9 protein-coding genes are annotated in these 14,270 nt (G+C 35.6%); 2 read left to right on the top strand and 7 right to left on the bottom strand.

The features are described 5' to 3' along the window. Window positions 1-82 precede the first annotated feature (82 nt). The 3 genes from WAK64_RS19005 to WAK64_RS18995 all read right to left on the bottom strand — a co-directional run bounded on the left by WAK64_RS19005 (window position 83) and on the right by WAK64_RS18995 (window position 5,352). Window positions 83-1,432, bottom strand: a complete 1,350-nt coding sequence (locus WAK64_RS19005; protein ID WP_336588588.1) for a glycosyltransferase family 2 protein — start codon at window positions 1,430-1,432, stop codon at window positions 83-85. A 301-nt stretch (window positions 1,433-1,733) separates the two neighbouring features. Then, window positions 1,734-4,136, bottom strand: a complete 2,403-nt coding sequence (locus WAK64_RS19000; protein WP_336588587.1) for a sensor domain-containing protein — start codon at window positions 4,134-4,136, stop codon at window positions 1,734-1,736. Window positions 4,137-4,146: 10 nt separating this feature from the next. After that, on the bottom strand, window positions 4,147-5,352 hold the full coding sequence (locus WAK64_RS18995; protein WP_336588586.1) for a beta-ketoacyl synthase N-terminal-like domain-containing protein: 1,206 nt from the start codon (window positions 5,350-5,352) through the stop codon (window positions 4,147-4,149). 486 nt (window positions 5,353-5,838) lie between these two features. On the opposite strand from WAK64_RS18995, the gene WAK64_RS18990 reads away from it, so the two are divergent. Further along, window positions 5,839-7,119 (top strand): alpha/beta hydrolase, encoded by a 1,281-nt coding sequence (locus WAK64_RS18990; RefSeq protein WP_336588585.1) that lies wholly within the window; start codon window positions 5,839-5,841, stop codon window positions 7,117-7,119. Window positions 7,120-7,207: 88 nt separating this feature from the next. On the opposite strand, the gene WAK64_RS18985 is transcribed toward WAK64_RS18990, so the two are convergent. From WAK64_RS18985 to WAK64_RS18975, 3 genes are all read right to left on the bottom strand, one after another. Beyond that, window positions 7,208-7,687, bottom strand: coding sequence for a competence protein ComK (locus tag WAK64_RS18985; RefSeq protein ID WP_336588584.1), 480 nt, complete (start codon window positions 7,685-7,687; stop codon window positions 7,208-7,210). Between the two features lie 284 nt (window positions 7,688-7,971). Next, window positions 7,972-8,214, bottom strand: a complete 243-nt coding sequence (locus WAK64_RS18980; RefSeq protein WP_336588583.1) for a helix-turn-helix domain-containing protein — start codon at window positions 8,212-8,214, stop codon at window positions 7,972-7,974. A 432-nt stretch (window positions 8,215-8,646) separates the two neighbouring features. Further along, on the bottom strand, window positions 8,647-11,280 hold the full coding sequence (locus tag WAK64_RS18975; protein WP_336588582.1) for a phage head spike fiber domain-containing protein: 2,634 nt from the start codon (window positions 11,278-11,280) through the stop codon (window positions 8,647-8,649). Between the two features lie 680 nt (window positions 11,281-11,960). Here WAK64_RS18975 and WAK64_RS18970 point away from each other — a divergent pair. Further along, window positions 11,961-12,866 carry a right-handed parallel beta-helix repeat-containing protein gene (locus WAK64_RS18970; protein ID WP_336588581.1) on the top strand — a complete coding sequence of 302 codons (906 nt, stop codon included), beginning with the start codon at window positions 11,961-11,963 and terminating at the stop codon, window positions 12,864-12,866. Window positions 12,867-13,248: 382 nt separating this feature from the next. Here the strand turns inward: WAK64_RS18970 and WAK64_RS18965 are convergent, their stop codons facing one another. Then, entirely contained in the window at window positions 13,249-14,241 is a 993-nt protein-coding gene (locus WAK64_RS18965; RefSeq protein WP_336588580.1) for a ring-cleaving dioxygenase, read from the bottom strand. Between the last annotated feature and the right edge of the window lie 29 nt (window positions 14,242-14,270).

Here is a 14,270-nt window from a genome sequence, read left to right as displayed (position 1 = left end):
TTAAACCTTTTGTCCTTATAAATCAATACGAATAAAGACTTTACAAAATCTATTATTTGTAATCGAAAGATAAGAAAAATCCTCATTTCCAGTTTCTTTTGAAGTTAAATATTTCTTGTATATAACCATATACTGATACAGGAGACATGACCATTTGATAACCTAGGATGAAAAAAATAAAGCCTAAAATATTTCTACGTATTCTGAGATGCAGGCGCCTGAAGACATAATTTCTTTGATAAAAATACAAAATACTATAGCTTATAATGGTTAATGGCAACACTAGTAATGTCATTGGTCCTACAATCCAATAATATCCAAATAATGCTAATATCAGCCCAGGAAGCCAACATAAACTATAAGTTACGTCTAAATATGGCATGACCATATTGATTCCAGTTGAGTACTTGACATATATTTGCGGCTGGTCCCAAGGTTTAATTTCATTCAACCCTTCAATCATTCCTCTCGCCCACCTAGCTCGTTGTCGGACAAAATGCTTAAAGGTACTAGGTACTTCTGTGAAAGACACCGCCAACGGTTCAAAATATACCTTCCACCGTCTGTGCAATAAACGCCAAGTTAATACGATGTCTTCTCCGATTGCATCAGGCCAACCTCCAACCTCTTTAATACATTCCGTCTTATACAGGCTGTAAGCACCTTGTGCAACTAGCGTTCCTTGATATAAACCTTGAAGCCTTTTAATAGAAGAAATTCCTAAAAAATAATCCCATTCTTGAACTTTTGTCCATATGTTCTCCCTACTATTTTTAGTTAGAACACTACCAGCGACCGCACAAACATCATCTGGGCTCGATTTGACACGTGCCACTAAATAACGAAGAGATGACACATGAAGCAACGTATCGGCATCAATCGTGATAGTATAAGGCGTTTTGACATATTCCAATGCATAATTTAATGCATGGAATTTTCCCTGTTGATCTTCATGAAGTAACGAAATTTGAAGACTGAAATCATGAGCAGCCTTTAATACTTCATGTACCGTCTTATCTGTAGAACCATTATTTACAACGATTACATTAATTTTACCTTGATAGTCTTGCTTATTTATATAATATAAAGTTTGATAAATAGTCTCCTCTTCATTATATGCCGCAATCAGTATTGTCACCTCATCTTTAGGCCATTCATCCTTAAGGCCAGGCTGGCGATCTAAAATTAAGCTTATCACTAAAAATGCGTTCATATATCCTGGGATATATGATATTCCCCCAATAATAAGTAAAGCAAGTGGGAATGACACAATTTGGGATAAGTCCTTTAACCATGGGAGTGCTAAATAAATGGAAAGGCACATCCATAGAAAGGCAATGCTATGACTAAACCAAAACTTCACTTTAATAGGAATATATCGTTTTTCATAATTGGATAAAAGAGTATGTCTAAAAGAGATTAACGGTTTCATAAAGACCAAGACCTTTCAATAAGAAACTATTAAAAATCTCTACTAAACATATCATACAGTTTATAGAATTCTTATTGTTTTTTACTGGAAATTCGCTCTCATATCCTTACATAAAAAAGGAAGACTTCTTCAATGTAGCTGAAATCGTACGTCGTCAACAAAATAAGTTCACGACTATACGGAAAGTTATCACTTGCATTATTAGAAGAAATGAATATCAATCACCCTAGTCATTATTTTAATAGATGCCTTTGAAGCGATAAAAGAGGTAACTTTTTTAAATTACCTCTTCCATAAGGTGTTAACGTACCTTTTTCAGAATGGAATGTTCAAATTTTTCCGCCGTTAAAGGACGACTAATTGCGTATCCTTGTACATAATCACAATTAACTTTACTTAAATAGCGGTATTCCTCTTTGCCTTCGACACCTTCTGCTGTTACGTTCAAATGGAGATGCTTAGCCATGGAAATGATGCTCCTTACAATTGCTTTATTATCTTCATGAGATGTAACACCTCTAATAAATGAACGGTCTATTTTTAACGTATCAATAGGATATTTCTTTAAATAACTTAACGAAGAATATCCTGTACCAAAGTCATCCATTGATAGCGTAATGCCAATGGATTTTAAATCAACTAATTTCTTAATAATCACTCCTGGTTCATACATTGCCACACTTTCTGTCACTTCAAAATCGATATAGACGGGGTCCAGTGTCGAAAGCTCTATAACAGTAGCAGCTTTCTTTACGAATGATTTATCGAGAAGTTGCCGCATGGATATATTCACGCTCACCTTCATTGGTGAATATCCCATGCACTGCCATTGAGCATTTTGTTTACAAGCTGTTTGAAGGACCCATTCCCCAATAGGGATAATTAGTCCTGTCTCTTCAGCAATAGGAATAAATTCTGCTGGAGGTACATCACCGAGCATTTTATTATTCCAACGGAGTAATGCTTCCATTCCTGTGACTTGGTTCGTTTTCACATTGACCAAAGGTTGGTAGTTTAGACAAAGCTCCTTTCGCTCAAGTGCATTCCGCAGTTCTTTTTCTATCAACATTTTCCGATAAAAATGCTGGTTCATTTCATTTGAAAAGAGTTGATAACTATTTTTTCCTCTTTCTTTTACATGATACAAAGCGGTGTCAGCATTTTTCATTAACGCTTTAGCATCCTTTCCGTCCTCAGGATACATACTTACCCCAATACTTGGTGTGATAAAAAATTCTTGTCCCTCTATAATGAAACCCTCTTCGAATAGCTGAATAAGAAGCTCAGCAATCCTTATCGCTTCCTGTTTAGTACAATTTGAGTTTAAAAGGGTAAATTCATCGCCACCAATTCTGTAAACTTGTGAGTTAATTAACCTATCATTTGTCAAAAACCGTTTTAAACGCTTTGAAACTTCCCTTAACAACAAATCACCAAAATCATGTCCAAGTGTATCGTTAATGTATTTAAATCGATCTAAATCAATAAACATAACCGCCGCTGGTATATGCTTTCTTGAAGCTTTCTGTAGCAAGGTAGTTAATTGCTCATTAAAAAGGCGACGATTTGGTAACCCCGTTAATACATCATGATTTGCTTGGTAAATAATTTCATCTTCATGCTTCTTTCTTTCCGTAATATCGGTTGAAACACCTAAAAGGACGGTCGATTCCCTCCTTTTTATCGGAACTTTGGATGTTTGAAGCCACCTTACGTTACCTTCATGATTTATTAATTCCTCTTCAGGTATTAAACGTTTAGTGATATCCTCCTTGTCTTTTAATACCGTCACTCTTTCTCTTTCTCTTACTTTATTCACTTGTACGTCAGAGTCTGTCTTGCCAATCATCTCTTCCTTTCGCATCCCATAAAGGTCTGCGTAGGAACGGTTGACTAGGCAATAGCGCCCCTCTTCATCCTTGGCGTAAATATAATTTGGGTTTAGATCAATGACAGTACTTAAAAAATCCTTTTGCTCATCCAGTCGACGATTCATATCTCCGACAACTTTTAGGTGCATTTTATAACACAATAGGAAAACGGAAAGGGCAAATACCATAACGGATATAGTACTAGGCAAAAGCCTTGTGTTAGGAAAAATATTCAGAACACCTAGCCCATATCCAATAGTTGTTGAAAAGAGAAAATAAAATAAAAAAGACCGTAGGCTACTATTAGGTATTCTAAAACATAGAATAAAACAAACCATGATGCTGATCATGAATAGCAATACATTGAAATGAAAAAACCAAGAAAGACTACCGTATGATGGAAAATAAAATCGATATGCTTCCTCCGGCTCCATTAAGGTAAGAGTAAAGATTCCTTGATCACTCCAACCGACGATGTAGACAATCATGCCCCATAAATAGAAAAGAATAACATTCGTTTTGTTCATAATATAGCGCCACTTGCTATTTTGTAAAAAAGAAGGTTCTTCATTAATAATAATGTAGGCAATAAAAAACAATGTGGGCGTAAGCATAATAGGGCCGATTCGAAACAAACGAAATAAAAAATCAATGGTTTCTCTTGAAAAATAATGAATTGCATATAATAAAGACACATCTATTTGCCAAAAAGATGCAAGCAATAAAAATAGAAATAACGCCTTTGAAAACATACTTCTCTTAACCATAACAAGGATGGATAATCCGAGAAAAAAAGGAATAAAGGCAACGAATAATAAAAAAAGAAAAAACATAGCAGGCTCCCTATTTTGTTACAAGTAAGCAAGCATTATTTCCACTATTTCCATGTGTCGTAATACTAACTACCTTCACTGGTTGGTATTTCGTTTCCAGAACGATGGGTAACTCTTCAAAACCTTTTCCTCGTGTTTTAATCGTTGGGGGAATGAACCCATGTTCTATCGATATAAGAGCGGAAATGAGTTGAATTGCCCCAATTGCTGCAAAGGAATGGCCGATCATCCCCTTTATTGATGTGATTGGTACATCTGATTGAAATGTTTCTTGATGAACAAAAGCCTCAATACGGTCATTTGTTTCTATCCCTAGTGCTTGGCTATTAACATAGCAAGGAAGATAATCTTTCACTGTATCCTTATAAACGGAAAGCATTTCTTGACCACTTTCATCAAATTTCAGCATCGGTTTCCCTTCATTTCTAGAGATAACTTTTCTAACATGCCCATAAATCGTTTTATTTTGATTTTTTGCATCTTCTTCACGTTCTAATATACAAATACCCGCACCCTCTGAAAGGACAAGACCATGGTGGTCTTCCGAAAATGGAACTCCCGTTTGATGAATTGACGTATTAAAAGCAAGCGATCTTATTTTACTAAAGCCGTTAATACTCCACTGACCTAATGGAGCATCCGTTCCCCCCACTATACAAGCATCTATTTGGCCTGATCTCAATAATTGCTTACCTAGTAACATAGTATCAATACTAGACGTACATCCTGTTGTTAACGTAAAAGTAGGCCCCCTTGCCCCAATATGCTCTGATACGGTTGCAGATAGAGTATGAGTATCCACTAGTGATACTCCGTGTATTGGGAATTTTTTTAAATTTAATCCTACATTTGAATATTCTTCAATTTCAAGAATTGCTCCAGCTGAAGTACCAATGATGACACCCACTCTTTGCGGGTCATATGATAAGTTAGCCATTTTAACTGCATCATTAGTAGCAGCTAATGCTAATCGTGTCGAACGAGGGTATTTCCGATAATTCCTTTCTCTCATAGAAATAAAATCATCATCTATCACTCCAGCAATGATACTAGCTCCCTTTTTCCCTTTCCCTTCTAGAACAGATTGCGTACATGTCCCTTTTTGTAGGATACTACGAAACTCTTCTTTTGAAAGGGCTCCAGGTACTTTAATACCATAACCGGTTACTACAATACTATCCAAATAGATCATTCCTTTATTTAGTAATGTACCCACACATTACCTACACTATTAAATCTATTATATATTAGTTATTTAGACATATTCCATTATCTTTCGACAGTTCCATATATATCTTATAATAACGGTAACCGCTTCTTTAGATAGATTCAAAGCGATTAAATACATTTATGCTCTAGTTATTTAGTAATAATACAGAAAAAACGACTGCTGTATTTAGGTAAAATATCACATTCCTAATTAATAAACAGAATGATTCTTAATTTAACTTATAAGACCCTGTCTCAAGAATTAGTACAGTGGGGGCGAATGTACTCTAGGAGAGTTTATAAATAGACTACCATGTGTTATAAATGATACTAGCAACGACAAGAAGTAGATAAGGAGCTGATAAAAATAAGAATATTAGAATTTACCATGATCCTATTTATTGGGTTACCCTTCATTATTTCGTTTTTTAATAAGAGCAAAACGAAAAGTCTAGTTAAATATATTCCGATATTTTCATTAGGACTATTTATTTTGCATGGTATTATTGAGGGAATTAGGTGGCAATTTTATCCTGTTTATTTCGTTATTATCATTCAGTTTATAAGTGCACTGAGCGGGTGGCTAAAGGAAAGGAAAAGGCGTAAACGAGTGGGTGCTATTATATCAGCTTTAGGTATTCTTGCATCGACGCTTCTCTCTTTTGCATTCCCTGTTTACAAAATGCCTACACCGTCAGGAGAGAACCAAATTGGAACAGTATCATTTAATTTAATTGATCCTGAACGAGAAGCAATCTATAGTGGCGACCTTTCTAAAAATCGTAAAATTAAAATGCAAGTCTGGTACCCTGCTCAAAAGATCGATGGATACGAGCAAGTGCCATGGTTAGAAGATGGGCGCAAGCAAGCAGAAGGCGTGTCAAAAATGATGGGATTTCCTGACTTTGTATTAAGTCACACGGCATTAGTTCAATCTAATTCTTATCGTAATGCACCCTTAAGCGATGTAAAAGATCATTATCCCGTTGTTATTCTTTCCCATGGTTGGACGGGGTTTCGCAACATTCATACAGATGTTGCAGAACTATTAGCAAGTAACGGCTATGTTGTAATTGGAATTGACCATACCTACGGTTCAGCTGTTACCGTTTTTAACGATAAAGAAATTGCCTATGTTAAGGAAGAGGCATTACCAGATAGAGAAGAAACACCTGACTTTTTAAACTATGCGCAAACACTAGTTACAACGTTTGCAGGTGATATATCACTTTCCTTAAACGAATTAGAGGGAATGAACAAAGGGGAAAGGGATGCTACATTCACAGATAGATTAGATTTAGAAAATATCGGCATCGTTGGTCATTCTACTGGTGGAGGAGCGGCTGTTTCAACAGCCATTCATGATAAACGAATAAAAGCAATTGTCGGGATGGACGCGTGGGTAGAACCAGTGGAGAAGGGAAAACTGGAAACAGGCTTGCAAATTCCCTCTTTATTTTTAAGGAGTAATGAATGGGAACACGGGTTAAATAATGACCATCTTTTTTTTCTGTTAAATAACAGTGAACGTCCGGTTGACTTATATCAAATTAATGAAACAGGACATCAAGACTTTTCTATGATCTATATGTATTCACCGTTAAGCAAGTATTTCAATATAACGGGAAAGTTAGATGGTCGTGAAGGAGCAAAAATTCAGCACGATTTTATCTTGAATTTTTTTGATAGCTCGTTGAAAAACCAAGTCAACAAAACGAATGAAGAGGTTTCAAATCAATATGAACATGTCCAATTGATTTATAGTGATGAATAGTCAGCCTGCTATATTATTGCAACCGATGGTAGAGTTACCTCTTAAACAGGCATTACCGTTAAATAGATCATCTCATCATTGGTATCTATCAAACTTTTTGAGGGGTAAAATAAAACAGACATAAAGCCGTCCGTTGCATTTGTTTTACTAGTACTGCTCTTGATTCACTCATCATTAGTTTTTGACCTTGTTTGAAAAGGATTATGGATTGAATGTTTGAGGGTGCTGAAGTATGAGCATCTTTAACCATTTCAACATGGTTAAGGAATATCCAGTTACATTGGTGATGATTTGGAGATAAAGTTGGGAATGCATAAATATTGGCGAAAGGGTTAATAGGAATGGGAACTTTTTGTTTTGTAGTTGTTAAATAAATGACAGCTGACCGCCTGCCTTCATAAGAAGAACCCCCATATAAACAGGCTGTCTTGATGATGGACAGTGGCGTTTGTTTTACGAAAAGTGTACGATTTGTTTCAATGACCATAGCTTGATAGTCTGTATGAGCAGTTGCCATTATAGCCATTGTATTTTTGTTAATTTTGTACTTACTTAAGACCTTTTCCAAAGTTACCACTCCTTTTAGGAAAATGTATGAGATTATGATTGACGATAATAATCGGTGGAATGAAACAATCCGCTTTCTCTCAGCTGTTTGGGCACCTATTATAGTTATTTCCCATTACCATCTATTATTATATGTAAAAAAACGGTAATGAACGCTTTGTAGGTCACTTTACACTGCATGTTTCAACTTTCCTAAAATAAGCTCCATAAGCATAATGAGCATGTCTCAACCACAGCAAACATGGTTGAAACATGCTTTTTCAGTATAGATAACTTTATTCATCGCTAGTCTTGAATATCCCCGTTATCCTTTAAACGTTTAAATACAGTATCCACGCTCATCCCTGTTGCCAAATACAATTGATATACAGTTAATATAGAAGGAAGCTTCTCACCTCGCTCAACTCTACCTAAATGCTTATCATCTAGCCTCGCTCTTTCTCCTAGCTCTTCTAGTGTCAATCCTTTTTCCAAACGTACCAACCTTAATTCTCGACCGAAAGCCTGTAAAAAAGCATCCTTATTCATCAACGTGTAGCCCCTTTTTATAAACTATTCTCAAGTTCATAAAAGGCGTGGTACACGTCCTATAGGACACTACATATAGTGAAATGAAGTAAAAAATCAGATTACTTTAGCCCTGTCTTATTTGTTTATCCCTATCCTATAAAAAATGAATTCATGAAAAGCAAGTATAGTATTCACATAGGTTGCCAACGTGTCCTACGAAAAACGAGTAGGAACTGAAGTAGGACATGATTTCAATCAAACGTTTGTTTAAATCAACGTGATGTTTATTAAATAAACGTTTGTTTAAATGTTTTATTTTGAGTACGTATTTTTCACTCCAATCAACACATGAAGGAATTTTTTCATTTGTCATTACCTCTGTTTCATTCATTTTCAAACGAAAAAATCGCAGGTACATCAGTACCTACGATTTTTGTCAATTACATACTCTTATTCTTCAATCAACTCTGGTTCCCATGCGTATACAGAATCTGTTGTCCCGTTATAGGCACCTGGCCAAATAACGACAGTCAAACCATCATCCGTTGTAAAAGCATTTTCAGATGTTACCGTAAAGTACTGCCAATCTGATGTCACATCAACCTTTACTCCAGTAGATTCTACATTACTTGTATTTTGGATTTTTATTTGTGCTTGATGAGGTACATCCGCTTTCAACCATACTCCAAAAACGTACTTGTTTCCTTCTTGATTAATATCAATATCATACTGCGATATTTCACTATTTACTGTAGCTGGAGTTAATTTTTGCGCAAGGCTTCCATCAGGCGCCAATACAGAACTATTCCCTACACTAACCCCATTTTTCTTCCAACTAGAATGCTTAAAATCATTTATAGAATTTTGGTTTAATAGATTCTGCACTCTTTCATAGGTAGATAATTTTAACGCTTTACTATCATTTGAATATTCAAAGCCAGCTGAATTCTCATTTACCACATAAGTATAAGCCGTAACCGCTGTATAAGAATACTGTTTACCAGGTTCTACTGTATCGTCTACAAATTGGACGGAAGACTGATTATCATTTATATTAACAGACCCAATACTTTTTCCATCGCGCTCAATGTGGTATCGAACTAAAGTCAAATCATTGTAATTTGGACTATCAATATTAAGTGTAACAGAACCAGTATCCTTTTTAACTAGTGATACAGTTGGTGTTGTCAAGTCTTGCCTCACTTCCACTTTAATAGACGATATCTTATCGTTCAGGTTTTCATCCTTAAAGCTGTTATCATCTACATTAAACGAATAAGATGCTCCTTTAAAGTCCTCCTCTTCATATACGGTAACTCGGTATCCTTCATAAGACCCACTATTAATAACGAGTGAAGAAAGACGGTTGTCTGCCGTTACATCTCCTAAAGAAATATTAGCAAGCGAAGGGTATTCACCTGGTTCTAATTCGATATACTCTCCTTGATAGTCAGTAAATCGATATAAAAATACCCCATTATCTGTTCTAGAGCTGGATGTCAACCATACATTATCTATAAAATAAATTCCTGCTGTAATCGATGTGACATCTGTTGAAAGGTTTTCGTTAACCCCCTCTGACTTCACTTCATATTTATAAGTGTGCTCTTGCACCACGTCGAAATCATCGAAGGATGTTTGGTCAGATGCCACTCGACCAATCTCCTCCCCATCCCTATAAATCACATAGCCATTAATACCAAATTGGTGAGATTGTAAGGCAAGGGGTACATCGTCCCAACGTAATTGAATGCCGAAACCAGACGTTTCATCTCCTAATAATCGACTCGTTACATTTTTTGGAGCTGGAGGTGGCGGCATAGTGTAATGCTTCCACGGTGTCTCATATAGAACTTTATTGTCCCCATTTTTTATTATTAGTTTCACACGATAGTCGGTATCCCAATCTGACTCATTCTCCCAATCTACTTGCCCTGTAACGTCATAATTCGTATATTTCCACGTTCCATCAGGATATAGTTTTTCACGCTTGAGAGTTAAGGTATCTGCTGATCCTAAATGTTGAATGAACTCCCAATCTATCTGCATTCTATTGCTATCATTTGTTATGTTCTTTATTTCTACCGGATAAACTGGTGGCGTATCCTTTCCAACTAAAGACCACATATTAACAGAACCATGAGGAATAAGCTCTTCCGTTATTTCGAATATATCCCCAGTCCATTTATACGTAGACAAATAATACTTATTTAAAGAACTTGCTGCAAGAAAGGCCTCAACAGAGGAAGGACCATAGGGGTCTTCGTCATGTAAATATACATTTGGTGCAAACTGCATGGCATAATACATTGCTAAATCGTTATTTTCTATAACTAAATCGGTTAATTGACTACTGCTTGAAGCACCTGTTTCATCTCGAAACCATCCCTTCCCTAATCCAAACTTAGGGCTTTCAGTACCAATAATTGCTCCTGGGTCAAATGGTATCGTAATCTCAGATCCAGTGGCCCCCCAATACCCATTAAAGTCCATCCATGGAGCTTCTGAAGTATCAGACTTAGAAAGAAGGACAATTTTATTCTTTATATCCCATAAAGGGCCTTTATTTGTATGATCATCTGGTAATAGAAAATCAATTCCTTCAAAATATCTTGAATGGGTTCCAACAGTAGGATAATTAGCATGTGAATACTTAGCAGAATAGAGGTTAAATCTACCGTTCGTAAAGGAGAATTCACTTGGGTTTAACCATCCTGTTTCACTTTCATGAGCACTAGGACGAATTTGAATAATTTCTTCCGTTTCTTTGTCAATAATAACTTTAACTCCTTCCCAATCTCCTTCATGATAACCTGCTGATCCACCTAGAGGGCCGTTTACAGGATAGAAGAAACGATAATTAATCCCTATTTTTCCATCATACTCCAACACTTGGGTGTATGCGGGTGCAGAACCAATATTTCCATTTTTTATCCCTTCATCTTCAATCTTTAAAAAGATTCTTTCCGAACCCTCCACAATTTCCGCTGAAACAGCTGTAGGCTTTAGATATGAAAAAAGAAAAATTGCCGTAATAATAAGTGATAATACTAATCTATGCTTATTTTTTCGTTTATTTAGCATAAGTCTCTCTCCCTATTATATGTAATTTTTTACAATGTGAATGGATACACATATCCAAAATGTCATGTTTTAAATCGTTTTCTCTTATGAAAGTAAATAACAATTGTGGTGGAGGACAAAACTACTTTTCTTGGATGGTATAACTCTCTGATGTGGATGTATGTGGACAGTCTTACATGTTTTTCTCATTAAAATATTAACTTATCTTAATGGTTTTTAAAAAGATTTTTTAATAATAAGGGTTTGTAGTATATGGTAGCTATCAATATTCTTTATTCATTCATATAAAATCACGTCCATTCGCATTATCTCTAACGTTAGTAAGTAGTAACTATCTCAATTAAAACTATAGAGGAGTTATTATTAAATTACAACAAAAAAATCTGATTTTTTCGTTTTTAATAATTTTCATACATAATCTTTCTAACTATTACCTGAACGTATTATATTTCTTTCTGCTATTACATAGTGTGATTATCATCACGCTTTCTCTCTATAATATTGCTCTATTCGAATGATAAAAGACAGTGAAAAAACTGTAGCTAATTTGTTTATTGCATAGTAGACAGAAACTACGACACTACTATGGTCAAACATACAATTTCCCTATGAAGTACAAGCAAAGTAACCCATCTTTCATATGATGTAGTAAATCTGAGTTTAAGGAAGGAGTTTGAAAAATGACACTACGTATTGTTCCAACAGAATTTACGACTGTGCAAAATGCGATTGATGTATCAAGTGCTGGTGATAGCATTAAGATACTTGCTGGAATATTTGATGGTTTTGAAGTGACTGTTGGTAAAGACAATTTAAAGATATTCGGTTGTGGCATTGGAAAAACAGTAATTGCGGGTACTCCTGGTTTAGGGAATAATGGAATAGTTCTTAATGCAAACCAAACGACATTAAATGGGTTTACTGTTCAAGGATTCAGTGAAGATGGAATTGAAGTTAACTCCAACAATAATGTGTTAAAACAAATTAAATCTACATTAAATGGAAATGATGGTATTGAGATTAATGGTGACAATAACGTAGTAATTGATAATATTACTACATTTAATAGAGGAAGTGGATTAAATATTCCATCAGGACAACATAATTGCATTTTAAAGAATGAAAGTCAGGAAAATTTTTCAAATGGCTATTTACTAGGTCAGTCTGGTGCAAATAACAACGCAATAATAAATAACCTCGCTAAAGAGAATAGTATTAGTGGCTTTGCAATAGATATATCTAATTCTGATACCCTTTTAAGAAATATATCCCTTAAAAATGACTTTGCTGGAATAGCAGTAGCTCTATCTAATGATGTTCAAGTCATTCAAAATAACATATGTGATAATCTGGAAGATGGGATTCGGATGTCACTCTCTTCGCGGTTAGTAATAGATTCAAATATTATACGGAAAAATAATGAAGATGGAATAAGTATTTTCAACACTGTAACCAATAGTACGATTCGATTCAACAAAGTGAAAGGAAACTCCCAGTTTGATATTGCTGCACAAGGAGGAATTGGAACAAACATTTATGATGGAAACAAATGTGAAAATAGTTCTCCTCCTGGATTGTGTACGTAACTGCTCTTGCTCCCTACCTAGGGAGTATGTATACATAGCTTTTGTGTCACAGTACGGAGAAACGGTTCATTAAATCTGTTTATCTTCATTTTCCAACTAACAGGACTTTTACTTATGAACATAATTGAAGTTATCTCGAATTCAAGTTTTAAGGTAAAAAGCGTGATTGTGAAATACAAAATAAGGGACGATACATAGTTATCATGTAAATATGTATCGTCCCTTATTTTTTGGGGCTTTTTACGCTTTAGGTCTTGATAACTTTTTAGACTGGTTCTTTTTAAACTCTTTTTATCTTATACCAAAGCTTAGAGTAGAAAAGGCATTGACTTTTCTGTTAACCCTTCGTAACGATTCGCCTTGATTTGCATGAATGGGTGCTTCACTTTTCACTTCGTTTTCCAATATCTAATGGTTTTAATCCAGCCTCAATCTCTTCACGTTGAGCTTCAAAAAATGGTGGCAAAGCCAATCTTTCACCAAGTGTTTCAAAGCTTTCATCCGCTTCAAATCCTGGTCCATCCGTGGCAAGCTCAAATAAAATTCCATTTGGCTCACGGAAATATAATGAACGGAAATAATAGCGTTCTACAGATCCAGAATTCGGTAAACGATTCTCATTAATCCAATCAACCCATTTTTTCAGTTCGTTTCCATCTTCTACACGAAACGCTACATGATGGACACTACCTCTTCCTGGTTTTTCTGCTGGTAGATCATCTCGTTCTTCTAAATGAATTTCTCCACCAGTTCCCCCTTCTCCCGTTTCAAAAACTTGTACATCAGGCTGTCCTTCAATGGTTGAAGGAAAGGTTCTCGTTTCTTCAAATCCTAAAACACTTGTTAAAATTTTTGCAGTCGATTCACCACGTGGTACAGTCAGAGTAACGGGGCCTAATCCAACAATCCCATGCTCAACAGGGACCGGACTATTATCCCAAGGCTTCCCTCCTTTGACCCCCTTATTATTTTCATCTGATAGTAGGGCTAATCTTTGGCCTTCAAAATCACGGAAACGTAATGTCGCTCTCCCTGTATGATAAGAAATCCCTTCATGAGTCACACCGAATTCTTCTAATCGTTTTTCCCAATACTGTAAAGACTCATCATTTTTTACTCGTAATGTCGTTAAAGAAATACTATTATTTCCTTCATACGTAGTTCCAGCATTAGGAATTTCGAAAAATGTAAGTTCTGTCCCAGGATTTCCTCTTTCATCAGCATAAAACAGGTGGTACATGGAAGTGTTGTCCTGGTTAATTGTTTTTTTGACTAGTCGAAGCCCAAGTGTTTGGGTATAAAATTCATAGTTTTTCTTTGCGTTTGCTGTAATGGCAGAAACATGATGCTGCCCTTTTAATGATTTTAGGTTCATTATGTTTCACTCCTTCATCATGCTTTCAT

The organism is Bacillus spongiae (assembly GCF_037120725.1).
GTDB classification, from domain to species: Bacteria; Bacillota; Bacilli; order Bacillales; family Bacillaceae_K; genus Bacillus_CI; species Bacillus_CI spongiae.
This window is presented reverse-complemented; position numbering and strand designations above follow the sequence as displayed.

Coding starts and splice junctions, on each gene's coding strand:
- WAK64_RS19005 (WP_336588588.1), bottom strand. CDS start 1,432: ATGAAACCGTTAATCTCTTTTAGACATACTCTTTTATCCAATTATGAA.
- WAK64_RS19000 (WP_336588587.1), bottom strand. CDS start 4,136: ATGTTTTTTCTTTTTTTATTATTCGTTGCCTTTATTCCTTTTTTTCTC.
- WAK64_RS18980 (WP_336588583.1), bottom strand. CDS start 8,214: ATGAATAAGGATGCTTTTTTACAGGCTTTCGGTCGAGAATTAAGGTTG.
- WAK64_RS18975 (WP_336588582.1), bottom strand. CDS start 11,280: ATGCTAAATAAACGAAAAAATAAGCATAGATTAGTATTATCACTTATT.
- WAK64_RS18970 (WP_336588581.1), top strand. CDS start 11,961: ATGACACTACGTATTGTTCCAACAGAATTTACGACTGTGCAAAATGCG.
- WAK64_RS18965 (WP_336588580.1), bottom strand. CDS start 14,241: ATGAACCTAAAATCATTAAAAGGGCAGCATCATGTTTCTGCCATTACA.